Origin of the sequence: Brevibacterium sp. BDJS002, from assembly GCF_028201555.1 — a bacterium.
GTDB classification, from domain to species: Bacteria; Actinomycetota; Actinomycetes; order Actinomycetales; family Brevibacteriaceae; genus Brevibacterium; species Brevibacterium aurantiacum.
Genome location: NZ_CP116392.1, coordinates 3,798,229 through 3,824,191 on the forward strand (window position 1 = coordinate 3,798,229; position 25,963 = coordinate 3,824,191).

At 63.8% G+C, this 25,963-nt stretch carries 19 protein-coding genes and 1 pseudogene; 8 read left to right on the top strand and 12 right to left on the bottom strand.

Annotation, left to right across the window (positions count from 1 at the left end; all coding sequences use genetic code 11):
- Window positions 1-66: 66 nt before the first annotated feature.
- Complete coding sequence (locus PGC08_RS17585) at window positions 67-1,593, bottom strand: acyltransferase family protein (protein WP_271709019.1); 1,527 nt, start codon at window positions 1,591-1,593, stop codon at window positions 67-69.
- Window positions 1,594-1,881: 288 nt separating this feature from the next.
- Here PGC08_RS17585 and PGC08_RS17590 point away from each other — a divergent pair, with 288 nt between their 5' ends.
- The gene (locus PGC08_RS17590) at window positions 1,882-2,916 is read left to right on the top strand and encodes a nitronate monooxygenase (protein ID WP_271709020.1); all 1,035 of its coding nucleotides are present in this window, start codon (window positions 1,882-1,884) and stop codon (window positions 2,914-2,916) included.
- Between the two features lie 191 nt (window positions 2,917-3,107).
- On the opposite strand, the gene PGC08_RS17595 is transcribed toward PGC08_RS17590, so the two are convergent.
- Complete coding sequence (locus PGC08_RS17595; RefSeq protein ID WP_009881775.1) at window positions 3,108-3,731, bottom strand: response regulator; 624 nt, start codon at window positions 3,729-3,731, stop codon at window positions 3,108-3,110.
- A gap of 330 nt (window positions 3,732-4,061) precedes the next feature.
- Here PGC08_RS17595 and PGC08_RS17600 point away from each other — a divergent pair, with 330 nt between their 5' ends.
- Together PGC08_RS17600 and PGC08_RS17605 are read left to right on the top strand one after the other, a co-directional pair.
- Entirely contained in the window at window positions 4,062-4,991 is a 930-nt protein-coding gene (locus PGC08_RS17600; RefSeq protein ID WP_101556608.1) for a hypothetical protein, read from the top strand.
- Entirely contained in the window at window positions 4,988-7,000 is a 2,013-nt protein-coding gene (locus PGC08_RS17605; RefSeq protein WP_333937527.1) for a sensor histidine kinase, read from the top strand. Before PGC08_RS17600 ends, PGC08_RS17605 begins: the two co-directional genes overlap by 4 nt.
- Before the next feature lie 215 nt (window positions 7,001-7,215).
- Here the strand turns inward: PGC08_RS17605 and PGC08_RS17610 are convergent.
- Window positions 7,216-7,908, bottom strand: a pseudogene (locus PGC08_RS17610) (CPBP family glutamic-type intramembrane protease); the annotation flags it as partial.
- Window positions 7,909-8,016: 108 nt separating this feature from the next.
- Between PGC08_RS17610 and PGC08_RS17615 the strand changes: the two are divergent.
- Both PGC08_RS17615 and PGC08_RS17620 read left to right on the top strand, forming a co-directional pair.
- A complete protein-coding gene (locus PGC08_RS17615) occupies window positions 8,017-9,402 on the top strand; it encodes a sensor histidine kinase (protein WP_096161824.1) in 1,386 nt (461 codons plus the stop codon).
- Window positions 9,399-10,061 carry a response regulator gene (locus PGC08_RS17620; protein ID WP_096161825.1) on the top strand — a complete coding sequence of 221 codons (663 nt, stop codon included), beginning with the start codon at window positions 9,399-9,401 and terminating at the stop codon, window positions 10,059-10,061. Before PGC08_RS17615 ends, PGC08_RS17620 begins: the two co-directional genes overlap by 4 nt.
- A gap of 34 nt (window positions 10,062-10,095) precedes the next feature.
- On the opposite strand, the gene PGC08_RS17625 is transcribed toward PGC08_RS17620, so the two are convergent.
- Both PGC08_RS17625 and PGC08_RS17630 read right to left on the bottom strand, forming a co-directional pair.
- Window positions 10,096-10,857, bottom strand: a complete 762-nt coding sequence (locus PGC08_RS17625; protein ID WP_096161826.1) for a 3-hydroxyacyl-CoA dehydrogenase — start codon at window positions 10,855-10,857, stop codon at window positions 10,096-10,098.
- 127 nt (window positions 10,858-10,984) lie between these two features.
- Window positions 10,985-11,668 (bottom strand): NADPH-dependent FMN reductase, encoded by a 684-nt coding sequence (locus PGC08_RS17630; protein ID WP_271709022.1) that lies wholly within the window; start codon window positions 11,666-11,668, stop codon window positions 10,985-10,987.
- Between the two features lie 256 nt (window positions 11,669-11,924).
- On the opposite strand from PGC08_RS17630, the gene PGC08_RS17635 reads away from it, so the two are divergent.
- Complete coding sequence (locus tag PGC08_RS17635; RefSeq protein WP_193086332.1) at window positions 11,925-12,587, top strand: TetR/AcrR family transcriptional regulator; 663 nt, start codon at window positions 11,925-11,927, stop codon at window positions 12,585-12,587.
- A gap of 165 nt (window positions 12,588-12,752) precedes the next feature.
- Here PGC08_RS17635 and PGC08_RS17640 read toward each other — a convergent pair whose 3' ends face one another.
- The 4 genes from PGC08_RS17640 to PGC08_RS17655 all read right to left on the bottom strand — a co-directional run bounded on the left by PGC08_RS17640 (window position 12,753) and on the right by PGC08_RS17655 (window position 18,627).
- Complete coding sequence (locus PGC08_RS17640; RefSeq protein ID WP_009881785.1) at window positions 12,753-14,585, bottom strand: dipeptide ABC transporter ATP-binding protein; 1,833 nt, start codon at window positions 14,583-14,585, stop codon at window positions 12,753-12,755.
- Window positions 14,585-15,595, bottom strand: a complete 1,011-nt coding sequence (locus PGC08_RS17645) for an ABC transporter permease (RefSeq protein WP_101583466.1) — start codon at window positions 15,593-15,595, stop codon at window positions 14,585-14,587. The genes PGC08_RS17640 and PGC08_RS17645 overlap by 1 nt, the downstream gene beginning before the upstream one ends.
- The gene (locus PGC08_RS17650; protein ID WP_271709023.1) at window positions 15,595-16,686 is read right to left on the bottom strand and encodes an ABC transporter permease; all 1,092 of its coding nucleotides are present in this window, start codon (window positions 16,684-16,686) and stop codon (window positions 15,595-15,597) included. Before PGC08_RS17650 ends, PGC08_RS17645 begins: the two co-directional genes overlap by 1 nt.
- Window positions 16,687-16,995: 309 nt before the next feature.
- Window positions 16,996-18,627 (bottom strand): ABC transporter substrate-binding protein, encoded by a 1,632-nt coding sequence (locus PGC08_RS17655; protein WP_069601028.1) that lies wholly within the window; start codon window positions 18,625-18,627, stop codon window positions 16,996-16,998.
- Window positions 18,628-18,976: 349 nt separating this feature from the next.
- Here PGC08_RS17655 and PGC08_RS17660 point away from each other — a divergent pair, with 349 nt between their 5' ends.
- Window positions 18,977-20,515 carry an alanine/glycine:cation symporter family protein gene (locus PGC08_RS17660; RefSeq protein ID WP_009881790.1) on the top strand — a complete coding sequence of 513 codons (1,539 nt, stop codon included), beginning with the start codon at window positions 18,977-18,979 and terminating at the stop codon, window positions 20,513-20,515.
- Between the two features lie 151 nt (window positions 20,516-20,666).
- On the opposite strand, the gene fbaA is transcribed toward PGC08_RS17660, so the two are convergent.
- Both fbaA and PGC08_RS17670 read right to left on the bottom strand, forming a co-directional pair.
- Window positions 20,667-21,689, bottom strand: a complete 1,023-nt coding sequence (fbaA, locus tag PGC08_RS17665) for a class II fructose-bisphosphate aldolase (protein WP_009881791.1) — start codon at window positions 21,687-21,689, stop codon at window positions 20,667-20,669.
- 208 nt (window positions 21,690-21,897) lie between these two features.
- Window positions 21,898-23,778, bottom strand: a complete 1,881-nt coding sequence (locus PGC08_RS17670) for a BCCT family transporter (protein ID WP_271709024.1) — start codon at window positions 23,776-23,778, stop codon at window positions 21,898-21,900.
- A gap of 186 nt (window positions 23,779-23,964) precedes the next feature.
- Here PGC08_RS17670 and PGC08_RS17675 point away from each other — a divergent pair, with 186 nt between their 5' ends.
- A complete protein-coding gene (locus PGC08_RS17675) occupies window positions 23,965-25,284 on the top strand; it encodes an MFS transporter (RefSeq protein ID WP_271709025.1) in 1,320 nt (439 codons plus the stop codon).
- A gap of 149 nt (window positions 25,285-25,433) precedes the next feature.
- On the opposite strand, the gene PGC08_RS17680 is transcribed toward PGC08_RS17675, so the two are convergent.
- Window positions 25,434-25,922 (bottom strand): SRPBCC family protein, encoded by a 489-nt coding sequence (locus PGC08_RS17680; protein WP_271709026.1) that lies wholly within the window; start codon window positions 25,920-25,922, stop codon window positions 25,434-25,436.
- Between the last annotated feature and the right edge of the window lie 41 nt (window positions 25,923-25,963).

Here is a 25,963-nt window from a genome sequence, read left to right on the forward strand (position 1 = left end):
CGAGCGCTACGGCGCTTGCAGCAGCACGTGCAGCAGCACGTGCTGCTGCACGTACGGCAGTCGGCCTCAGACGAGGCTGGCCGTCGCCTTGACACGATCCGTCACGGTCGGCACTTCACTCTCCGCTGGAATCTGCGCCTTCATGGTGGCGGCCAGCACCAGCGAAGTCAGGAGCGCCGCGATAGAGACGAGCGTCCAGATCAGCGGAGCGATGCCGATGAGAAGCGCAGTCGCGATGCCACCCATTGCCAGGGTGACTGCGATGAGGGCCCGAGGAACAGGAGTCAATAAACGCTGACCCACTCGAGCCTCGGAAGTCGAGAAACTCTCCCGCACAACCCTCGCCGCTGCGCTCCCGAATCTGGCCAACCTCGCCTCGCTGGGATACGGGATCTTCGACATGGCCACTGCCAAAAGCGCAGCCAGTCCCATCACCGTCATCAGCCATGGCAGCCTGGACAGCCACCACCAGCTCGATTCGATCTCAGGCAGTACGATCCCGGCCGCTGACAGTCCATCCCCCACCGGTACTCCAGCCAGCAGCTGAGCTGCATAGCCCAGTACTCCGATGAGGGTGATGACGATCGGCATGTGCCACAGGTAGACCTGGATGCCGTAGGTGTTGCCCCAGGAGATGACACGCTGCCAGATGCCAGCTCGGTACTCGCGCGCACGCTCCGTCCCCTGACGGCCGCCGGCCACAATTTCGTTCAGACGCGCATGGCTCAGTCGCAGGATGGACATCTGTGCCACTCCCAGCAGCACCAAGGCCCCCGTCGGCGGGTTGAGATTGACGAGCATGTCCGGGCTGTAGACCCCGAGTCCCACGAGCACGCCGAGGCTGGCCAACGCGAGAACCATCGTCGTCCACGCGAGTCCGACTCGGACAGGCTTATGTATGGCGTCGGCGTAGAAGAACCCGAGCTGCTGGATCAGGGGCCATACGAACAGGAAGTTGAGATAGCCAAGGCCAGTCAACCCGGTGAGTGCGACCACGGTGTCCAAGGCGATGACTGCGCCGGCGAGCACTGCGATCGACCGCCTCGGCGCCCTTTCGTGGAAGTCCACGGCCAGCGGCACCAGGGAGGTCAGTCCGACGTAGACGGCGAGGAACCATAGGGGTTGTCCGATCCGCGTGCTTGCTTCTGCGAGCAGGCCGGTGGGCACCCCCAGTTCCGAGGCGATCGACAGTCCTGCGCCAGCGAGGCCGATGAGGGTGGCGACCGGGATGACGAGGCGGCGCAGACGGGCACGAATATAGTCGGCCCAGGTGCCTCCGGTGGCTTGGGTGCGTCGCCAGCCGTTGATGGCGGCATATCCTCCGATGAAGAAGAACAGCGGCATGATCTGGAAGAACCACGAGGCAGCTGTGAAGCCAGCGGTATGCAGCAGCGCCACCGTGGGCACAACGTCACCGTCTGCGCCGAGCACGGCTGCGCTCATCATCGAATGCAGGATCACCACGACGACGAGGCAGCCGAAGCGGATCAGATCGATCGCCCGGTCCCGATGCGGTCGATCAGTGGTGCCGCTGGGTGGGACGGGAAGGTGGTTCACCCCGGCCTCGGGCGGCCTGCTGAGGGTCAGTGACATGTCGGCTCCTTGTCGGATTGAGCTCCGCTGATTGCACGGAGTGCGGAGCTCGTCGTTCGATATATCCGAAGCTATGGGCGCGATCGCCGCCCACACATCACCTCTGAGTTCCGACCTGAGCCCGCCCAAGCACTACTTTCGGGTGAGTCGGGACGCCCCGACTCCGTACCCTCATCGACCCCGCCCTCCGAGAGCCTCGGCCCAACGTGAGTGCAAGAATGGCAACGAGAGCATCACCCGATCAGGGACCTGACTCGTCCCGAACGTCCTACTGAGGAGCGCCCAACGATGACGACGATCGCCTTCGAGACCACCGACCTGCCCATCATCGGAGCCCCGATGGCGGGCGGAACGACGACACCCGAGCTCGCAGCAGCGGTCGCCCGTGCCGGCGGATTCCCATTCGTGGCCGGCGGGTATCTCAGCGCCGAAGCATTGGCCCCTCTGGTCGAGCGCATGCGGGAGACGACCGAAAACTTCGGCGTCAATCTCTTCGCTCCGAACTCTGTGCCCATCGATCGCGGGGCCTTCGACGCCTTCGTCTCGGCACTCGAGCCCGTTGCCGCCGATCGCAGCGTCGGCATCAATCCCGAGTCCGTTGATGACGACGATCATTACACCGACAAGGTCGACTACCTCGTCGACAACCCCGTGCCCCTGGTGTCGATGACGTTCAACATCCCCACCGCCGAGGTGGTCGATCGTCTCCATTCCGTCGGCACTCAAGTGGTGTCCACCGTGACGACCGCCGCTGAGGCGCGCACGGCTGCCGATCGCGGAGTTGATGCGCTCATCGTCCAGGGGCCTCGCGCCGGCGGGCACTCGGGCACCGCCGATCCGACACGGTCCATCGAGGATCGGGCCACCGTCGATCTCGTGAGAGATGTCCTCGCCGAGGTGGATCTGCCCCTGGCTGCCGGAGGTGGAGTCGACAGCCCCGAGTCCGTCGACGAGCTGCTGCAGACTGGGGCGAGCGCCGTGGTCGTGGGCACTCTTCTGCTGCTGAGCGATGAGGCAGGCACTGCGCCGACTCATCGGGCGGCCCTGCAGTCCGAGGATTTCGACGAAACACAGCTGACCAGGGCGTTCACTGGTCGGCCGGCTCGTGCGCTGGTCAATGATTTCGTGCGCAAGTTCGATCCGATCGCGGTCGACGCCTACCCGGCGGTCCATCATCTGACGAAGACGTTCCGCGCCCACGCAAAGAAGACCGACGATCCGCAGGGGCTGCACCTCTGGGCTGGCACCGGCTACCGCAGCGCCCAGACAGGCTCAGCGGAGACGATCGTCAAAGAGCTCGGCGCCCATTTCGCCCGGAGCTGAGAACTCCTCGACGATTCGCGAGGCCGGACTACCCAGTGGCTCGTTACCCGGAGACTTGGTGCCCGGAGCACCTTAGATGGACGTTTTGGTCGGATCTAGCAGTGATTCTTCTGCCCAAAACGTCCAGCTAAGAGCACTTCGAGCGTGCCTGCGGCTCTCGGGCACTGGGAACTCGGGCACTCCCTAGAGTTTCAGCTGCCGGCGACGACCAGCCCGGATTCGTAGGCGGCGACGACGATCTGGGTGCGATCGCGCAGGCCCAGCTTGGACAGGATCCGCGACACGTGGGTCTTCACGGTCTGCTCGGCCAGGAACAGGTGCTCAGCCACCTCGGCGTTGGCATGGCCTTTGGCCACCAGGGTCATGACGTCGATCTCACGGTCGGTGAGCTGCCCGAGCACGGCGGTGTCCTTGGCGATCTTGGGTCCGCTCACGTACTCGGAGATGAGTCGGCGGGTCACGGACGGCGCCAACAGCGACTGCCCCTCGGCGACCACGCGCACGGCGGTGATCATGTCTTCTGCGGTGGCGTCCTTAAGGAGGAAGCCGCTGGCCCCTGCGCGCAGTGCTGAGAACACGTACTCATCGGCGTCGAAGGTGGTGAGCATGATGATCTTCGGGTGCTCGCCGGGCATCGAGAACACGGCCCGAGTGGCATCGAGACCGTTGAGCTTCGGCATCCGGATGTCCATGAGGATGACGTCGGGTGCGGTTCTGCGCACGAGGTCGACGACTTGCGAACCGTCCTCGGCACTGCCGACGACACTCATGTCCGGCTGTGCATCGAGGAGAGCTCCGAATCCTTGGCGGACCATGGCCTGGTCATCGACGATGGCGACGCGCGTCGTCTCGGACGAGGGCGGCGGAACCCCGTCGCGCGCAATCGACCCTGGTGCGGGACTCGGCGTCGACCCTGGTGCGGGACTCGGCGTCGACCCTGGTGCGGGACTTGCCCCTGGCACTCCTGCTTCTGGCATGCTCTCACGCTACCCGACCCGCACCACGGTGGACCCTCGAAAGCCCGTGAAATCAGGCGGAAACCTCCCCACCAGGGCCGATTTCATCCGAAAGTAGCACTCCCCCGCCTGCACAATCACTCCTTCGTATGATGCGCCCCATGACACCAGGTCCTTAGCGTGCACACCATGATCATCACAGCGATAATCCTCGCCACGGTCGCAGCCTTCTGCTTGGCACTCGGCACCCACTTCCAGCAGTACGCCGTCGCCACCATGACACCCGGACCCAAACGCCGAGCCACCTGGATCACAGGCCTGGGACTCATGGGCATGGTGACCGTCCTCAATGTCATCGCACTGGGCCTCGGGCCGGTCGCCATCGTCCAACCCATCGGTGCGATCTCCCTCGTCTTCGCCGCGCTCATCAGCCGCCGGTACTTCGGCTTGCAGCTCGGTGCCCCACTGCTCATCAGCATCGGGGTGACGATGTTCTCGATCTTCGCCTTCGTGACCACCTCGGCGCAGTTCTCCCACGAACTCGTCGCCACCGAGGAATCGGTGACGTGGCTGCTGGCACTCCTCATCGCCCTCAGCGTCTTCGGCGCGCTCTTCGCACTCAGTCGGGCCGGGCACATTCCACGCGTCATCATGACCGGCATCATCTTCGGCACGGTCGCCGCCGCGACACATGTGCTCGCCCGCACGGTCGTGGCTGGCGGACTCCCCGAGTTCGACCTCATGGGCGCGCGGTGGTGGATGGTGCTGGCAGCCGTGGCCCTCGCCTCGGCGGTGGGATTCTGGCTGGTCCAGACTGCCTACGCCTCAGGCCCTCCAGAGACGGTTCTGGCCGGTCTGACCGTCATCGACCCGATCGTGGCGGTGGCCATCGGCGCCGCCTTCTTCGGCGAGTACACGGGCCTCACCCCCATGGCCGTCGGCCTGCTGCTGGTGGCCGCAGCTGGAGGGATCGCCGGGGTGTGGATGCTCTCGCAGTTCCACCCTCGCGTCCTCGAAGCGAAGTCGGTCCTCACCGGGCTGATCCCAGCAGCCGTTCCCGCACACCTCTCATCAGAGCCGCGAACACCGGCTCACACTAGTCAAGGAATCCGATCATGAACCAGACCCTCGAATCCTCATACACCGATGCGTCTTCGTGGCCGAGCACGTATTCTGAGAACGTGCCCCGTCCCCCAGATACGCCGCCGCAGACCCGGTCATGGTGGTCGCGGATGTGGCACAACCTGGGCCGCGACGCCATCCTCGTCCTCCCCGGATTCTTCATCTCCCTCATCGGGTTCATCGTTCTCATCACGATGTTCTCCGTCTCGATCGCCACCCTCATCATCTGGATCGGCGCCCTGCTCCTGCCGCTGACGCTCTACGTCGCGACCGGATTCGCAAACCTGTCCCGGGCCCGTGCCCGGCAGTGGGGAGCTCCCATCGCCGAGGTTGTCCATCGTCCCCGCGGACGCGGAATCAGCGGGTGGTTCGGTGTCATGGCCGAGGGACGGCGCTGGCTCGACCTGCTCTTCGAAATGGTCTTCGCGCTGCCGATCCGGCTCTTCACCTTCTCTGTGGTGATCCCCTGGTTCTTCGGTGCCCTGGGTGGGATCACCTACTTCTTCTGGGGACGATTCCTCCCCTACGACAACACCGATCTCATCAGCCTCATCGCAGCCTGGTGGAACGACACCCCCTTGGTGGATCTGGGATTCGGCGCCGAGGCGACCTTCCAGTTCATCTCCGGACTCATCCTCCTCGTCACGTTCCCCTTCGTCCTGCACGCCATGGCCCGGTTGGAGATCGCGGCGATTACGGCAGGTCTGGCGCCCGGTCACGATGGGGCCACCTCGGCGGGAAAAGCACGAGCCGGTGACGCATGGGGCCACGATCCGATGGGGGCTGCTTCGGCGACTTCGTCGGGATCGACAGTCCTGGTGTCACCGGCAGCCAACTCGTTCCTGACGCGCTCCGCCGGCGAGGGCTGGTTCTGGCTGATGAGCATCTTCGTGGGCGTGGTGCTCGTGGCCATCGGATGGCCGGTAACGGCGGTTGTCTACGGAATGCCAGCGGTCGTTGCAATGCTCCTCGCGCTCACCTCGAGCGGGGCCTTGGTGCTTGCCGTGAGCAAACCGATCCCGGCCATCGTCCTCGGCCTCGTCTCCTCCGCTGCAGGAATCGTCCTCACTGCGGACGTCACAGGGGAGGTCTGGCCGTGGGCAGTGACGTCAATCTTGGCTTTGCTCTTCCTCCACCTCATCATCGGAATGCGGCACAGCTGGCTCCACCTCGTCATCCTGTGGTCGATGTCCACGGTGCTCGGGGCGCTGAGCCTGACCATGCCCCATCCGGGAGGACTGTCGGGGGCGCTGGCGAACGTCATCACCACGGTCTCGCTGACTGCGGGAATCTCGATCGTCGCGGTCATCGGCAACCTGTGGATTCGCGGTCGTACCCAGTTGGCCAACGAACGCCAGCTCAGCGCCGAACAGCTGGCCAAGCGTCAGGAGCTCGAGGAGCGCAACCGGATCGCCCAAGAACTCCATGACGTCGTCGCCCACAGCATGTCCGTCATCAGCGTCCAAGCCACCACGGCCCGCTACCGACTGCCGGAGCTCGACCAACGCAGCGTCGAGGAGTTCGATTCGATCGCCGGCTCCGCCCGGCAGGCGCTGACCGAGATGCGTGGTCTGCTGGCGATTCTGCGCGGCGGCCGCGATGCCGATCTGGCACCGCAGCCGACGATCGATGACATTCCCGGCCTGGTCGAGGCCACACGCGGCTCCGGCGCCGAGGTGGAACTCGAGTTCCCGACGGGACCGAACTCGCTTAACCCGACGACCGGGTTGACCGCGTTCCGTCTCGTCCAGGAAGCCCTGTCGAACGCCCTTCGACACGCTCCCGGTGCTCCGATTCGGGTGAGCGTCTACTCGGATGAGTCATTGCTGTCGATCGGTGTCGTCAACGGTGCTCCGGATCCGAATCAGTCCGCTGCCGGCCACCTCGGCGGCGGATTCGGCCTCAAGGGCATGCGCGAACGAGTCGAGGCACTCGACGGCACGCTGCAGGTGGGGCCGACCGCAGCGGGCGGCTTCGAGGTGCTCGCAACACTGCCCGCGGGCTGAGCCACACGCTCGGCGTCCCCGCGGGGACGCCGCCTGGCGTCGAGGATGACGACTCCCGCGAAGACGATCGGCGCGGCAATCGAGATGAGGGTCTCGATCGTCGGTCCGCTCGTCGCATTCAGATCGGCCCCGGAGAGGACACCGAGTCCCAGTGCGAAGATGTTGTTGACGATGTGGAAGGCCATGCCGGCCTCCAGGCCACCGGTGAACAGGGTGAGAGCGCCGACGACGACGGCGAAGATGCCGACGTCGATGAGTCCCGGCACGTCATAGAGGTGACCGAAGACGAAGAACGGGACGGGGATGAGGACGGCCCAGGCGGGATGTCTGAGCCAGGAGCCGATGACGTTCATCGCCAGACCACGGAAGACAACCTCCTCGGCGGCGGCCTGAAACGGGACGAGCACGAGGACGGCGACGAGCATGGCGGCCATATGAGGGCTCCACGCCAGCCCGGAGGCCAAATCGCCCATCGCACCTGGTGAGAGGACGATCATCACGAGCGCAGCGATCACCCACACCGGCAGCGCCAGCAGCACATAGCGGCCCAGCAGACTCCAGCGCAATCCGCGACCGATCGAGATCATCGACCAGAACCAACGGCGATAGACCATGCGTGTGGCCAGTTCCACCGCCGGCCACATGAGGATGACGCTGATCAGGCCGTTGACCATTCCATTGACGGTATTGAAGTCGACCATTGAGTCGGCGAAGGCGTCGAAGTCACCACCGGAGCCACCAGCACCACCAGCGCCCTCGACGTAGACCAGCGCCCAGATGAAGAAGCCGCCGAACTGGACGATGAGACCGACCCCATAGAACAGGCCGGCAAGAAGCAAGACGAGCAGCGGGCTGTACCACTTGTGCCGCGGGTGGGATCTGAACTGACGAATGTATTGCGTTGACATGTCTCCACCCTTTCGCACCACCTCGGCGCGGGCCCTCGACCATCGGTTCGAATGATCTCATCCTTTCGGGCGACAGCGCCGGCGAGCGGGGGCGGGTAGTGTCGAATTGTGAATCCTCACCCCGGTCGCAGAACTCTGACATATGCCCTGCTGTGGACAGGTGTCTCGGCAGCCATCGGTGTGCTCGCGCTCTTCATCATCGTCGCAACAGAATGGCCGGATCTCGCGGAGGCGGGTGCCCGCACCGGAGCGCTCAGTGCCGAACTGTTCATTCACATCGGCTTCGGAGTCATCTCCTTGGCCTGCCTGCCGATCGTCCTGGCCTTCGACGGGCGGACGATCCCCCGCAAGGCCCTGCGCCCCAAAGTGATCGCGGCCGAGAAGCTGCGCGACTTCCTCGCCACGAGTGGTCGCGGCGGCGATGAGTTCCTCGCCGCCGACGGCTCCGTCGAATCCCTGCAGCGTCGCCCCGGCGGGTGGGTTCCGGTCGCTGTCGGGCTCCTCGGCATCGTCACCGGCACGATCGGCGTCCTCGGCGCGGTCGCCGGTTTGGTCATGCTCATCACCCTCACCGCTCGACGCAGCTGGTCACTCGACTTCGTCTGCCTGGCGGCAGCCATCATCGCCCAGGGCCTGACATACACGCTTACGCCCACCGCGGTCGGAGCATTCGAGCTGCCGCTGTTCCTCGTCAACGGCACCCTCTACGCGATGATCGTCGTCATCGGCGTCATCCGCGGAGCCCGCGAACAGGGCCTCATCGACACTGCAGCCCAGACGCTGCTGCGCGAACGATCCCGTCAGGACCGTGCCGTCGCCGAGGTGCGCCGCGGCATCGCTCGCGACATGCACGATTCGCTCTCGCACCACCTCAGCGTCATCGCCATGTACTCCGGTGCACTCTCGGTGCGCCGAGATCTCGACCCCGAGGCGGTCCACGAAAGCGCCCGTCTCATCGCCAGCAGCGCCCGCCGATCCGGCATCGAGCTGCGGGAAGTGCTGACGATGCTGCGCGGTGACGACCAGGGCACCGTCATCGACCCCGATCTCGACCGACTCGTCGCCGACCGACCGGAGTCGGTGACCCTGGTCTATGAGGAGCCGCTGACGTCCGAATCGCTGCACGTCTTGGGCAGCCTCGAGCGGATGACGATCTATCGCTTCGTGCAGGAGACGATGACGAACGCCTTCAAACACGCTCCCGGTGAGATGCTGAGCATCACCATCGGCGGCGACATCAGCAGCGAAGACGGAGACAAACCCCATCGGTACCTCACGATGACCGCGCGCAACCCCTATCCGGACAGCCTCCTCGGCGACACCGTGGCCGCAGGGACCAATCGCAAGCAGTACATCGCCGGCTCCGGCCTGGGAATTCTGGGCCTCAAGGAGAGGGTGGAGGCGATGGGCGGTGACCTCGTCGTCAGCCATTATCCCGATTTCGAGCTGCGAGCTCGCATCCCCGTCCAAGACACGGAGGAGATCAGCGCATGAGCATCAGGACCATCATCGCCGACGACGAGTCACTCATGCGTTCGGGCCTGCGCCTCCTCCTCGGCGCGGCCGATGACATCGAGATCATCGCCGAGGCGGCTCACGGTGCCGAGGCCATCGACCTGGCCCGGAAGCTGAGCCCCGATCTCATCCTCATGGACATCCGCATGCCCGTCATGGACGGGCTGGAGGCGACCCGGGCCCTCATGGCCCAGGCCTCTCACCCGGAGGTTCTCATCCTCACCGCCTTCGGCACCGATGAGTTCGTCCTCCAAGCGCTGCGGGCCGGTGCTGCCGGCTACATCCTCAAAGACACCCCACCCGATGAGCTCATCCACGCGGTCAGGGCCGCCGCGAACGGCACTCGTGCCGTGTCACCGGGGGTCATGGAGTCCCTGCTGGGACGAAGCACCACCTCGGCGGCGGGCACAGGCACCTCCGATGCCGGGCCACCGAGTGGGCCCGACCCTTTGGAACCCCTGACCTCGCGAGAGCGGGAGATCGCCGAGGCGGTCGCTCAGGGGATGACGAATGCGCAGGTGGCGCGGGCGCTGTTTGTCTCCACGGCCACGGTCAAGACGCACCTGGCGCGCATCTTCTTCAAGCTCGGCGTCAGCACCCGCGTGCAATTGGCGCTGCTGGTCAACGAACGGCGCTGAACGGCGAGGGTTGAGCGTCGAGGGCTGACTCAGATCACTTCGGAGCCATGCGGATGGCACCGTCGAGGCGGATGGTCTCACCGTTGAGCATCGGGTTGGCCACGATCGATTCGACGAGCTGAGCGTACTCGGCGGGCTTGCCCAGTCGCGAAGGATGAGGAATCGACTTCGCCAGCGATTCCTGAGCATCCTCGGGCAGACCGGCCATCATCGGGGTCTCGAAGATACCCGGTGCGATCGTGACGACACGGATCTGCGAGGAGGCGAGCTCACGGGCCATCGGCAGAGTCACCGAGGCGATGGCGCCCTTGGACGCGGAGTAGGCGATCTGGCCGATCTGACCGTCGAAGGCAGCCACCGAGGCGGTGTTGACGATGACGCCGCGTTCCTCGCCGACACTCTCCTGCGCCTGCATCGCAGCGGCGGCGAGGCGGCACACGTTGACGGTGCCCACGACGTTGATGCTCAGCACCTTTGAAAACGCGTCGAGGGGCAGTGGGCCCTTGCGCGAGACGAGTTTGCCGGGAGTCGCGACTCCGGCACAGTTGACGACGACCCTCAGCAGTCCGAGACCGGTCGCGGTGTCCACGGCCGCCTGGACCTGCTCTTCGTTCGTGACATCGGCTGAGACGAAATGGGCACTGGAGCCCAGTTCCGCTGCCACCTGCTGACCCACCTCGGCGTTGAGGTCGACCATGACGACCTGGGCACCGGCAGCCAGGAGCCGTTCCGTGGTGGCACGGCCGAGCCCGGAGGCTCCGCCGGTGACGAGTGCGACTGTGTTGTTGAGATCCATGAGTGTCCTTCGCAGCGTTGAGTGAACGGTTGAGTTGGTTCGACTTTAACGCAGGCCAGTCTGGTCCGGGCACGACGAAGCCCGCCGACCTTTCGGTGCGACGGGCTTCGAACGTGTCAGCTGTTGGTCAGGCTGCCTGCTCCTCGGAGGCGGCATCCTCACGCACGGACTTCAGGGCCTCGCCCCAGGACACGAGGTCATCGGTCATCGACGCGAACGGAGTCGCGGAGACCTCGGTCGGGGTGAAGACGCCGTCGGCGAAGTCGGTGAAGAGGCTGAAGGAGGCCTGGTCACGGACGACGGCCAGCTTGTAGTTGGCGAGGATGTGGCGCAGGTGCTCAGCGGCACGCACACCCTTGTCGGCGCCGTAGTTCACGATGCCGGCGACCTTGTGGTTGAACTCGGCGGCCACGAAGTCCAGGGCGTTCTTCAGGGAACCGGAGATCGAGTGGTTGTACTCGGGGGTGACGAAGATGAAGGCGTCGAACTCGTTGAGCTTGGCGCCCCAGGCCTTGGTGTGATCGTTCTGGTACATGTTCGCGCCAGCCGGAATGACCTCGTCGAGCAGCGGCAGGTTGAACTCACCGAAGTCGACAACCTCGGCGCGCACGTCCTCGCGGCCGGCCAGCTGGTCCTTGGCCCAGGCGACGACCTGTGGGTTGAGTGCCTGTGGGCGTGAAGTTCCGGGAATGATGGCGATGTTGAGCATGTCCGTCCTCAGTTCGATGGCAAGATGCAATGTCAGATAATTCTGTTCTTGGGCGTTCGGCACACAGCAGTCCACTGCGGTGCGCCCACGTTCGAACAACATGGTTGAAAACTTGATAATTCCAGATTCTGGAGTGATCGCTGTCACGTTGATCGTGGCGTCGTTGTCACGTTCAACTGCGATTCGGACTCCTGGGGCACCTCTCTACCATCGGAAGAGCCGGGTTCGGATCACCATTCCGCAGGGCGCAGATCCCCGAATTCTGGCCGGAAACGGCCAGTCTCAGCCCAACGTCATGTATCCTCGGTTGGCAAGTGAAAGATTGTTCGATATCCGACCGTCAAGGAGCATAAGCACCGTGAGATCAACCAACGGCCGCAACAACATCCTCCGCTCGGCTCGGGACACCTTCGCCGCAAAGGGATTCGACGGTGCCTCCATCCGCGATATCGCACAGGCCGCAGGACTGAGCCTGTCCGCACTCTACTATTACTTCCCATCCAAGCAGGAAGCTCTCTATGAGCTCGTGCACACGGCGTACACCTGGTACAGCGAGCACAGCCGAGCCGCCATCGCCGAGGTTGGCGATGATCCGACCGAGCAGCTGACCGTGGCCGTGCGCTACCTCGCCCGGTACCGGATGGAGAATGTCTCGGTGTCCACCGTGCTGCTGCGCGACACCGAACGGCTGACCGGTGACAATGCCGCTCGCGTGAAAGAACTCCAGCGTGAGGCACGAGTCATCATGGGCGACATCGTCCAAGCCGGCATCGACGCCGGGACGTTCCAGGTCGACAGTGCGCAGCTTGTCACGCGTGCGATCCACTCGATCTGCAATTCGCTCTCACTCTGGTACCAACCCACCGGCGACCTGACTCCCGATGTCATCGAGCGCGATTTCACTCAGTATTCCCTGCGCATCCTCGGCATCGACCCCAGCGCAGTAGAGCTTGACCGGCTCATGGCGCTGCCGATCAGCCAGGCAGGCATGCTCGACTTCATCTCCGACGACAAGGCCTGAGTCCGGCCGGTCGGCAGACACCCGGGCCGCAGACACCAGCGGCGCTGCCCAGGTCACTATTTTCGCCCGAAGGTACTAATCACGCGCGGCGCCGTGCGTGATTAGTCCCTTCGGGTATCTTTTGTCTCCAGAGCCGACCGCGGCCCCGCTCGACCAGCGGCCTGCTCAGCCGACGGTGGTGCGCAGGCTGCGGGCCAGTTCGCGGCGCTTTGCCTGCTCATCCGGGTCAGGCACGGGCAGCGATGCGATAAGCCGCTTGGTGTAGTCGTTGCTCGGCGACCCCAGCACCTTCTCGCCCGTGCCCTCTTCCAACAGTTCACCGTGGAAGAGCACGCCGATGCGGTCGGAGAGCATATCGACGACGGCCAGGTCGTGGCTGATGAACAGGGCCGCGAAGTCGAACCTGTTCTGCAGTTCGACGAACAGCTCGAGCACCTTGGCCTGCACCGACACGTCCAGCGCCGAGGTCGGTTCATCAGCGATGAGCAGTTCCGGGTCGAGGGCCAGTCCGCGTGCCAGGGAGGCTCTCTGACGCTGGCCGCCTGAGAGCTCGTGCGGGTACCTGGCAGCGTAGGCGCTGGGCAGCTGCACCGAGTCGAGGAGTTCGAGGACTCTCTTCTCACGGTCCTTAGCCGTCATGTCTCGCTTGTGGATGGCGAACGGCTCCGCCACACACTCACCGATCGTCAGGTGCGGGTTGAAGGAGGCCGCCGGGTCTTGGAAGACGAACCCGATCCGGCGCCTGATAGGGGAGAACGCCTTCTCCTTGAACCCGACCATCTCGTGGTCGAGCACCTTGAGGCTGCCTCCGCTGGCCCTGGTCAGGCCGGCGATGGCACGCCCGATTGTGGTCTTGCCCGAGCCGGATTCGCCGACCAGTCCGTAGACCTCGCCGGCCTTGATGTCGAAGCTGACCGAGGACACCGCCTGGAAGTCCGATCGCCCGAACCCTCCCGGGTAGACGATGTCGAGGTTTCGCGCCACGACGATGGATTCTCGTTCGTCTCGTGGCGTGCCGGAGTCAGGCCCCTCCCCCGCCGAGGTGGCTGTGGCCTTCCCGTCGCCACCTGCCGTCGCGCTCGAGCCACCGGCCCGCTCTTCGGCGGCAGCGGCCTTGCGGCTGCCGGCAACCGTCGATCCCAGGCGAGGAACAGCGCCGAGGAGGTCACGCGTGTACTGCTCCTTCGGGTCACTGAAGAGCTGCTTGACCGAGGAGACCTCGACGAGGTCACCGCGATACATCACGGCCACCCGATCGGCGAGGTCGGCGACGACACCCATGTTGTGGGTGATGAGCACGATCGCGGTCCCTGTCTCATCGCGCAGGTCCCGCAGCAGGTCGAGGATCTCGGCCTGGACGGTGACGTCGAGAGCCGTCGTCGGCTCGTCGGCGACGATGAGTTCGGCGCCCAGCGCCAGCGCCATGGCGATGACGATGCGCTGCTTCTGCCCACCGGAGAACTGATGCGGATAGTAGTCGAAGCGGTTCTGCGCATCGGGAATCCCGACCTGCTCCATCGCGGCGATGACCTTGGCCTTGAGCTCGGCCTTGCTCGCACGTTTGTGGTGGGCCCGCAGGCCCTCGGCGATCTGCCACCCCACGGTGTAGACGGGGTTGAGCGCCGTCGAGGGTTCCTGGAAGACCATCGACACATCGGTTCCGCGCAGCTTGCGCAGCTGCTCCCCGGAGACGCTGAGCACGTCCTTGCCGGAGACGATGACGGCGCCCGACCGCTGTGCGGTTTCGGGCAGGAGTCCGAGGATGCTGCGTGCCGTCACGGTCTTGCCGGAGCCGGATTCGCCCACGATGGCCAGCACCTCCCCTGGGGTGACCGACAGGGTCACGTTCTTCACCGCGTGGACGTCGCCGCCGTCGGTGGAGAAGGTGACGTCGAGCCCGTCGATGTCGAGGATGCTCTTCGCCCGACTGGCTGTGCTGTCCGAGCCGGCCGCGCTGTCCGAGCCGTCGGTGCTGTTGTCTTTCACGTTCTCATTCATCACTTGGCCTCCGCGGTCTCATTGATGCTCGACGATGAGCCGGCCTTCGCGGCCTTCGCTGTCTTGGCGCCCTTGGCTTTGCGACGCACCCGCAGACGCGGGTCGTTGAGGTCGTTCATCGACTCGCCGACGAGGGTGATGCCCAAAACGGTCAGCACGATCGCCAAGCCTGGGAAGACCGAGGTCCACCACACGCCGCTGGTCACGTCGGGCAGTGCCTTGTTGAGGTCATAGCCCCATTCCGACGCCGAGGTGGGTTCGATTCCGAAGCCCAGGAACCCGAGTCCGGCCAGAGTCAGAATCGCCTCGGAGGAGTTGAGGGTGAAGATCAGCGGCAGAGTACGGGTGGCATTCCGGAAGATGTGCTTTGAGATGATCCGGGTCTTCGAAGCACCGAGCACGATCGCCGATTCGACGAAGGGCTCTGCCTTCAGGCGCAGGGTCTCTGCGCGGACGACGCGGAAGTACTGCGGAATGAAGACCACGGTGATCGAGAACGCGGCCGCGGCGATGCCGCCCCAGGCACTCGACTGACCGCCGGAGATCGCAATCGACATGACCAGCGCCAGCAGCAGGGTCGGGAAGGCATAGACCGCGTCGGCGATGACAACGAGGATGCGGTCGAGCCAACCGCCGAGGTAGCCCGAGACGAGTCCCAGGATCACGCCGGCGAAGAGTGACATGATCACGGCCACGATGATGACGGCCACCGCGGTCTGGGCTCCCCAGACCACACGGGAGAAGACGTCGTAGCCGCCGACGGTCGTTCCCCAGATGTGGGTCCCGCCAGGTGGCAGCTTCGATCCGAAGTTGCCCTCGGAGGTGCCCAGCTGGTTGAACCCGTAGGGGGCGATCAGCGGTGCGAAGATCGCGCAGATGAGGACGATGCCGCACAGGATGAGACCCGTGATGAGCATCCCTCGCTGCAGACCCACTGACTGACGAAGATGGGAGACGATCGGGAGGCGGGAGAACCAGGACTTCTTGGCTGTGTTGTCTGGAGTGGACATCAGTACCTCACTCGGGGGTCAATGAAGGCGGCGATGACGTCGACGAGGAAGTTGGTCAGCGCCACGATGATGGCGAGGAAGACCACGATTCCCTGGACGGCCACGAAGTCACGGGCGGTGAGATATTCGGCGAGTTTGAAGCCGAGCCCCTTCCATTCGAATGTCGTCTCCGTGAGCACGGCGCCGGCGAGCATGAGCGCGATCTGCATGCCCATGACCGTGATGATCGGGATCAGCGCGGGACGGTAGGCGTGTTTGGTGACCAGGCGGTATTCGGAGATGCCGCGGGACCGGCCGGAGTCGATGTACTGCTGGCCCAGGGTGCCGATGAGGTTCGTGCGCACGAGGCGGAGGAAGACTCCCGCCGTGAGCACGCCGAGGGCGATCGCGGGCAGGACCGCGTGGGCGAGCACATCGCCGAGAACCTCGAAGTTGCCGATGCGGATCGCATCGATGATGTAGAACCGGGTGGGCCCAACCACGCCCGACATGATGTATTCGGTCTCGGTGGTGCCGCGACCCGCCACGGGCAGGATGGGCAGGAAGACGCCGAAGACCAGCTTGAGGATCATGCCCGCGAAGAACACGGGAGTCGCGTAGCCGAGGATCGCGAGGATGCGCAGCGCGGCGTCGGGGGCCTTGTCCCTGTGGTAGGCAGCGAGCATGCCCAGCGGGATGCCGAGGATGAACGCGACGATGAGGGCGTAGAAGACGAGCTCGATGGTCGCGGTGCCGTAGTTGAGCAGAATGCTCGACACGGGTTGGCCGTCTGAGACCGTGGTGCCGAAGTCGCCCTTGAGCAGATTGCCCATGTATTCGAAGTACTGGACGAGGAGCGGCCGGTCGTAGCCGGCGGCATGGATGCGTTCGGCCAACTGGCTCTTGGTCAGGCGTCCACCCAGAGATGCGGTGATCGGATCACCGGTGATGCGCATGAGGAAGAAGACCAGAGTGGTGAGGATGAAGATGGTGGGAATGATGAGGAGGAATCGGATGACGACGTAGCGTCCCAATCCGCCCCCCGAGGGCTTCTTCACCGCGACCGAGGTCTCGGCGGTTTCTGCCCCTGGTTCGCTGATGGCTGCAGACATGTGTTCCTTCATTGCTGGCGTCGACGCTCAGAAAGCTCGAGTGCCGACGTGGTTCTTGTTCGGTGCCACAGAGTGCGGGCACGCTGGATGCGGTTGCAGACACGCTGGATGCGGTTGCAGACACGCTGAATGCGTTCGCGGGCACGCTGGGTTGCGGTCGCAGGCATGCTGGGATGCCATGCGAACGCACCACGAGGTGCAGGCGGGCCGGGCGGCTCACCTGCACCTCGAATGACGATCAGGTCATGGATCGTCGCGGCGTAGCCATGCGCACTCTCACGTCGTTGGCGACGTGTGTGGTTCGCGCTCTCACTTGCTCAGCAGCGCCAACCGGAACTGGAACGCGGGGTCAAGGGTGTCATCGACGCCCTTGACGTCCTTGCCCGAGACCGCGATCTGGTTGCCCTGAAGCAGCGGCAGGGTCGGCAGCTCTTCGGCCAACTGACCCTGAATCTTCTTCAGCGCGTCTGCGCGCTTGCCCTTGTCGTCGATGGAGGACTGAGCGTTCAGTTCCTTGTTCATCGTCTTATCCCGGTAGTGATTGGCCAGGAAGCTCGGTGTCTCGTCGGTGTCATAGAAGAACGGCACCAGGTAGTTGTCGGCATCCGAGTAGTCCGGGAACCAGCCGAGCTGGTACATGGGGTAGGCGTCGTCGGTGCGGTCCTTGCTGTACTGCACCCATTCGGTCGACTGCAGGTTGACCTTGAACAGCCCGGTCTTGTCCAGCTGATCCTTGACCAGAGCGTATTCGTCGCCCGAGGAGGGACCGTAGTGGTCGGGGTTGTACTGCAGGTTGAGCGTGACCGGTGTCTTGACGCCGGCATCCTTGAGGGCTTTCTTGGCCTTGTCGACATCGGCTCCGCCCTGACCGTCACCGTACTCCGACTTCAACGGCTCGTCGGCGCCCGGCAGTCCATCGGGAACATGCGAGTACAGAGGAGTGAAGGTGTCTTTGTAGACCTGGGAGGCGATTGCCTGACGATCCACCGAGTCGGCCATGGCCTGACGCACGGCCAGGGACTTCTTCTCATCCGCATTGTCGGTCTTGGCACCGAAGGGCATCGTGTCCATGTTGAAGACGATGTAGCGGATCTCGCCGCCGGGGCCCTTGTGCACCTTGAGGTCCTCGTTCTTGCCGAGGTCTTCGACGTCGGTGGCCGAGAGCGAACGCCAGGCCACGTCGATCGTGTTCTCCTGGACGTCGAGCTTCATGTTGTTGGCGTCCGAGTAGTACTTCATCTGCACGGTCTCGGTCTTCGCCGGCTCGATGAAGCCCTTGTAGTCGGGGTTGGCTTTGTAGGTGATGAGTTCGTTGAACTTGAATCCGTCGATCGTGTAGGGACCGGCAAAGGCCTTGCCGTCGACGATGTCCTGGTTCTCAGTGATCTTGTCCGCCTCGAAGACGTCCTCGTCGACGATCGGTCCTGCGGCACTGGCCAGCACACCTGGGAAGGTCTGGTCGTTCTTGCGCTTGAGGTTGAAGATGACCGTGGAGTCATCCGGAGTCTCAACTGATTCCAGGCCGCCGAGGAGGGACGACGGTCCGTTCGGATCCTGAATCTTCAGCTGTCGATCGAAGGAGAACTTCACGTCCGAGGAGGTGAGTTCGTTTCCGTTCGCATACTTCAGCCCGTCCTTGAGCTTGACCTCGTACTTCGTCGGCTCACTGAAGTCCGCCGATTCTGCGATGGAGGGATTGAGGTCCGCGGTTCCCGGCTTGTAGGCCAGGATGAACGGATAGACCTGCTGCTCGACGAGCGAGCTTCCGTTGTCATAGGCACCGGCCGGGTCGAGAGCGACAACCTTGTCTGTGGTTCCCACTGTGAGGGAGCCACCGCCCTCTTCACCGTCGTTGCCGGTGGTCGAGGTCGAGCATGCCGAGAGTAGCAAAGCGCCGGCAGCGGCGATGGCCACTGCCTTTGCACCAGTTCGACGTTTCATTGTGTTCCTTGTCATCCAAAGTGCTCTCCGTGTCGTCTTTGCTCGGAGAGATCCGCACCACATCTTACGGCCGCCGTCCCAAATAGTGAACTGAATAGTATGACTCCGCCCACTCTGTCATCACTTTGAAACCTCGCGGTGACCGCTCAGAAGACCGCGCCCGAGCTGATTTTCCGGGCCGACACCACTGGATTTGCGTCGCGGGTCACAATCCGTTTGACTTATGAGGTCAATCACAGAGAAAACTCACGTTTTCGTCGCTGATTGCCCATGAAAATGCTCGATCGGGCTCACTGCCGGGTCCCGCCGAATGTTCGTTTCCACTTTTTGCCTCCCTGATAGGAGAAGCATGTCCGCAGTCCTCGAATGGCTCAACGGCATCATCTGGTCCTCTGCCCTCGTCTACCTGTGCCTCGGTGCCGGTGTCTACTTCACCATCCGCTCTCGCGCAGTCCAGATCCGACAGATCAAAGCGATCTTCACCCAGATGTTCCGCGGCAAGAGCTCCGATGAAGGAGTCTCCTCGTTCCAGGCCCTATCGATATCGCTGGCCGGTCGAGTCGGAGTCGGCAACATCGCCGGCGTTGCCACCGCCATCGGCTTCGGCGGACCAGGTGCCATCGTGTGGATGTGGATCTCTGCGCTCCTCGGCGCCTCGACCTCCTACGTCGAATCAACTCTTGGCCAGGTGTTCAAGGAGCAGGACCCCAAGACCGGTGAATACCGCGGTGGACCGGCCTACTACATTGAGAAGGCCTACCGCCACACCAAGGCCAAGGGCCTGTTCAAGGTCTACGGCATGGTCTTCGCAGCAGTCACCGTCATGGCGATGAGCTTCATGCTCCCGGGCATCCAGTCCAACGCCATCTCCGGCGCCGTTGAGAACGCCTGGGGAACTCCGACCTGGATCACTGCGCTCATCCTCGCCATCATCATGGGCTTTATCGTCATCGGCGGCGTCAAGCGCATCGCGCACTTCGCTTCGCTGGCAGTGCCCTTCATGGCCGTCATCTATATCATTGCCGCGATCGCCGTGACCCTGATCAACGCCGACCAGATCATCCCGGTCTTCCAGCTCGTCTTCACCTCAGCCTTCGGCATCGACGCAGGACCAGAGGCTGCCTTCGGCGGAATCATCGGCATGGCCGTCCAGTGGGGTGTCCAGCGCGGTATCTACTCAAACGAAGCCGGTCAGGGCACCGGACCTCACGCGGCCGCCGCCGCCGAGGTCTCGCACCCGTCGAAGCAGGGTCTCGTCCAGGCCGGGTCGGTCTACATCGACACCCTATTCGTGTGCTCGGCAACTGCGTTCATGATCCTCTCCACCGGCATGTACAAGGTGTTCGGCGAAGACGGCACCACCATCATCGGCACGGGGCGCGGTCAGATGGTCGAAGAGATCGCCGCGACTCCGGGCGAGAAGTGGCCGCAGGCCGGTCTCGACACGATGATCTCCGGTTTCGGCGCCAGCTTCATCGCGATCTCGATCTTCCTCTTCGCCCTGACGACCATCGTCGCCTACTACTACATGGCCGAGACCAACTTGGTCTACCTGCTGGGTCGGATCAAGAACCCCCTGGCGCTGACCATCGGCAAGCGCGTTCTGCAGGTACTCATCCTCGTCGCAGTCGCCGTCGGTGCGATGTCGGCCTCCGGCAGTGCCTGGGCACTCGGCGACATCGGTGTGGGTCTCATGGCATGGCTCAACATCATCGCGATCCTCATCCTGCAGGGTCCTGCGTTCAAGCTCCTTCGGGACTTCGAACGTCAGAGGAAACAGGGGCTGGATCCGGTGTTCGATCCCAAGGCGCTCAACATCAGGAACGCTGACTTCTGGGATACGCGCATCGCCAAGGTGGCGGCGGGAGAGAAAGTCTCGGAAGGCTGATCACCGCTGCCAGGCACAACTGAGTAGACACAATTGAATAGACGAGAGGTCCGGGACAATGGCGTCCCGGACCTCTCGTCGTACCGCGCGGTTGTTGCGCCGCACCGCCGCAGCTACTCCAAAGTTGCGACAGGGCTGCGGCGCGTGCTGCCTATTTCAGGCTGGTTCCTGCGGAGCCGAGGTTCTGGCATGCCTCGACGATGCGATCGGCCATGCCGGCTTCGGCTGCCTTGCCGTAGGCACGCGGGTCGTAGATCTTCTTGTTCCCGACTTCGCCGTCGATCTTGAGTACGCCGTCGTAGTTGCGGAACATGTGCTCGACGACGGGACGGGTGAAGGCGTACTGGGTGTCCGTGTCGATGTTCATCTTCACGACTCCATGACGAACCGCCTCGGCGATCTCTTCTGCGCTCGAACCCGAGCCGCCGTGGAAGACGAGGTCGAAGGGCTTGTCCTTGCCCACCTGCGCGCCGACATCGGTCTGGATCTCACCGAGCAGCTCGGGACGCAGCTTCACATTGCCCGGCTTGTAGACGCCGTGGACGTTTCCGAAGGTCAGAGCCGTGAGGTAGCGGCCCTTCTCGCCGGAGCCCAGAGCCTTGACGGTGGCCAGGCCGTCGGCAACCGTGGTGTAGAGCTTGTCGTTGATCTCGTTCTCAACGCCATCCTCTTCGCCGCCGACGACGCCGACCTCGATCTCGAGGATCGAGTGGGCGGCCGCCGAGAGCTCGAGCAGCTCCTCGGCGAGGACGAGGTTCTCAGCGAGGGGAACAGCCGAACCGTCCCACATGTGCGACTGGAAGTAGGGTTCGCCGCCGTTCTTCACACGTTCGGTCGACAGAGCCAGCAGCGGCTTGACCCACTCTTCGACCTCCTTCTTCGGGGCATGGTCGGTGTGCAGGGCGATGTTGACGTCGTAGCTCTTGGCCACCTCGGCGGCGAAGACGGAGAACGCGATGGCTCCGCGCACTCGGTCCTTGATCGTCGGGCCGGAGATGTACTCGGCGCCACCGGTCGAGATCTGGACGATGCCGTCGGATCCGGCCTCTGCGAAGCCGCGGATGGCGGCGTTGATCGTCTGCGAAGAGGTGCAGTTGATCGCGGGGTAGGCGAAGCCCTCAGACTTCGCCCGGTTGATCATCTCGGAATACACTTCGGGGCTTGCAATGGGCATATGGGCTCCTTGGTCGGTGGATTCGGTGCGCTTTCGGTTGCTCCCAGACTACTCGGTCTCCGGCAGGCGACAGAAGCGGTCCCCGCCGTGTACAGGGAATTCTCGCTTCTCCGCGAACATGCGGCCTGCACGAGCACAGACAGCAGAGGCGACCAGGATCAATCACCTGGTCGCCTCTGCTGCTTCGTTGGATTCTGCCGCACGATCCCTATCGGGAGCCCTTGGGCTTCCTCTCCTCCTTGGGTGCCCTATTCAGCACACCCTTGGTCCGTGACAGCCGATAGTCGATGCGTGCATCGACCTTGTCGCCGAGGTATTCGTCGAAGTCATCGGCAATGTGTTCACCGACCTCGTGGAAACGCTGACCGGTCTCGATCTCCCGAGCCCTGGTTGCCTCGATCTGGAACGCTCGCACCATCGAGATCGCGATGAATATCAGGATGATGCTGAACGGCAGCGCCGTCGCCAGAGAGGCGGCCTGCAGAGCACCGAGACCGCCTGCCAGGAGCAGTCCGATCGCCAGAGCTCCCTCGAGCGCCGCCCACAGAACACGCGACCACACCGGAGGATTCGGATGTCCGCCCGACGCCAGCATGTCGACGACCAGCGAGCCGGAGTCCGAGGAGGTGATGAAGAAGATCGCCACGAGGATGATGGCAATCACAGAGAGGATGCTGCCCATCGGCAGGGAGCTGAGCACGTCGAAGAGCACCTTCTCTGCCACGACTCCGTCTTCGGGATCGACCAGTCCGCCGTCGCCGAAGAGCTGTTCGTGGATTCCCGTGCCGCCCAGTGCCGCGAACCAGATAAATCCGACCACTGTGGGCACGAGGAGGACGCCGGCGATGAACTCCCGGACGGTGCGCCCCCGTGAGATGCGGGCGATGAACACGCCGACGAAAGGAGCCCAGGAGATCCACCAGCCCCAGTAGAAGATCGTCCAGCTCGATGCCCACTCGGCGCCTTCCTCACCGGTGTAGGCACCGACGTCGAAGGTCATGTTGAAGAAGTTCGCCAGGTAGACACCGAGGGATTCGATGAGGTTCTGGAACAGGAACAGGGTGGGGCCGAGCAACAGCACGGCGATGAGCAGAAGGCCCGCCATCGACAGGTTGATGTTCGACAGCCACTTGATTCCCGCACCCACACCCGAGACTACGGACAGGGTGGCCAGGAAGGTGATGACGACGATGAGGATGACCAGGAACGTATTGTCGACCTCGCCGACGAGACCGATCGCCTGGAGGCCGGACGAGATCTGCTGAACGCCGAGCCCCAAGGAGGTCGCAATGCCGAAGACGGTGCCGAAGATCGCGAGGATGTCGATGACATCGCCCATCCACCCCTTGACGCGGTGCCCGAGCAGCGGCTCCAGCGCCCAGCGGATCGACACAGGACGTCCCCGGCGGTGGATCGCGTAGGCCAGTGCCAATCCGATCACGGCGTAGATCGCCCAGGGATGCAGTCCCCAGTGGATGAAAGTCTGGGCCATCGCCAATTTGGAGATATCCGCTTCGCTGCCGTCCCATCCCGGCTTGGGTCCGGATGTGGCATAGGTCAGCGGCTCGCCGACGCCGTAGAAGACCAGGCCGATGCCCATACCGGCGGCGAAGAGCATGGCGAACCAGGAGAAGACTCCGAACTCGGGTTTCTCCCCGTCACGCCCGAGCGTGATCTTGCCGAACTTCGAGAACCCGATCACGACGGAGAAGATGACGAATCCGCCGATGACGAGCATGTAGTACCACCCGAGGTCGGCGACGATCCAATCGTTGATGCTCGTCAGGACCTTGCTGGTGCCATCTGGCAGGAAGATCGCAAGCAGCGCAACGCCCAGAATGGCGATCAGGGCAGGCCAGAAGACGGCCGGAGCCACCATTCCCTTGCCCATGCGCACTCCCTGAGCACGCAGTTTCGCGGTGATCTGTTCGTCGCTGTCGTCATCGGCGATCGAGACTTCGCGCGGCAGATGCAACCTGATCGGTTCGGGGTCTTCGAATAGCAGATGTGGGCGATGGGCGTCATCTATCGGCGCCGAGGCGGATGTTCCCTTCGCCTCATCGCTCCCATTCTCGTCGGAGGCAGTCATAGGACCTTTCGGTTCGAGCGGACATAAGCGTCTACCCACTCTGCCGCACAGCACCGTCGCTATCAAGTAATTCTCCGCAAACTATCGGAGAAATCACTGCATTCACAATCCGTTGCTCTGCTCTGCCTTGCGCGACAGGCCCGGTCAGCCGCGGTTGCACCGGCGATGTTTCAGTACAGTGGCGCCATGGAGACAAATCCGAGGCCAGCCGCTGGGTCACGTTCGAAAATTCTCAGCTGGGCGCTGTGGGACTGGGGTTCGGCGTCCTTCAATGCCGTCATCATCACCTTCGTCTTCGCCCCCTATCTGACGAAGAGCGTGGCTGCGACCGAGGAGGCAGGCTCGTCGGCGCTCGGCTGGTCGACGGCCGCGGCCGGGCTGATCATCGCTCTCGTGGCACCGGCCGTGGGCACCAGGGCCGACGCCGGGGGACGGCACAAGCTATGGCTGGGCGTCCACACCGGGATCGTCATCCTCACGATGTTCGGCCTCTTCTTCGTCCGCGACTCCCCCGAGTATCTGTGGCTGGGTCTGCTCCTCATCGCCATGGGCAGTGTGTTCTTCGAGTTCGCCGAGGTGTCCTACAACGGCATCATGGTCCGCATCACCCAACCTGACAACGTCGGGAAGGTCTCCGGTTTCGGCTGGGGCATGGGCTACGCCGGCGGCCTCGTCCTCCTCGTCATCCTGCTTGTGCTCGTCATCCAGCCCGAGGTCGGACTCTTCGACGCCGGTGATGAGGGCGGAATGAGATTCCGCATCGTCGCCGCCCTCTCCGCGGTCTGGTTCGCGATCTTCGCTCTGCCGGTGCTGCTCACCGCGCCGAGTGCCAAGGCCTCCAGCCCCGCACAGGGGCATCCGGTCAAGGCGTTCATCGCCGACTATGCCGCGCTCGTCCGCCGCCTCGTGCGGATGTGGAAGGAGGAGCACCAGACGCTGCGCTTCTTCATCGCCTCGGCTGTCTTCCGTGACGGCCTGGCCGCGATCTTCGCCTTCGCCGGGGTTCTCGCGGCAGGCAGCTACGGCTTCTCCGCCTCGGAGATCATCATCTTGGGTGTAGCCGCCAATGTCGCCGCCGGCGCAGGAGCGATGATCGCCGGAGTCTTCGATGACAAGCTCGGACCCAAGCCCGTCATCATCGCCGGGCTCATCATCATCCTCATCGGCGGACTGCCGATCCTCTTCAGCGATACCGCAGCCGTGTTCTGGGTCTGTGCTCTCGTGCTCAGCTTCTGCGTCGGCCCGGTGCAAGCCTCGAGCCGATCATTCCTGGCCAGGATCACTCCGCCCGAACGAGCCGGAGAGAACTTCGGCCTCTACGCCACGACTGGTCGGGCCGTGAGCTTCCTGGGCCCGGCCATGTTCGCGGTCTCGATCTCGATCTTCGGCTTCCAGCGGGCCGGAACCCTGGGCATTCTCATCGTGCTGTTCATCGGCCTGCTCCTCATCATCCCAGTCAGGCCCGATGCCCCACGGAAGGCGATGCAAGCGCAGGCCGAGAGCTGAGGCGACGAGGAGCTGAGGTACGGGACTCCCCCTCCCAAAAGGGGCCAACGGTTGGTAAGTTCTCCTCGATCCAAGAACGAACTTCGATGAGAACTTACCAACCGTTGACGCATCGAGTGCGGTGCCAGCCGCGGCCAATGGGTTTGGCGTCAGTCGCGGGCCAGCAGCTCGTCGATCTGGTTGATCGCGCCGGTCGACCCTTCGACGACACCCATCTCGAGCACGGTCTTCAGCCCGTCAAGGGACTCGAAGGTCGATTCGTAGGTGACACGGGTGCCGGCGGCCACCTCGGCGAAAGTGTAGGTGTTCGTACTGCCCGGCATCGACTCGACTGCGTTGAAGTCCTCATCGGCGAAATAGTCGCGGAAGACGAGCCGTGAGGGCTCCTCGACCGAGGAGATCTCCCAGAGACCGCAGAACTTCTCGCCCTCTGGGCTGGTCATGAAGTACGTGACCCTGCCACCGGGCGTCAGGCTGTGATCGACGACCGTGGCCGGGTATGTGGGCGGACCCCAGATCTTCTCGAGCTGGCGCGGATCCGCGTAGATCTCCCAGACCCGTTGCGGCGATGCCGCGAATTCGGCGACCAGCGTCAGAGTCAGGTTCTCTTCGTCGTGGGTGGTGTCAATGACTGGCATGGCTGCTCCTCATTCGATTCTCTGCTTGTCTCATTGCCCCG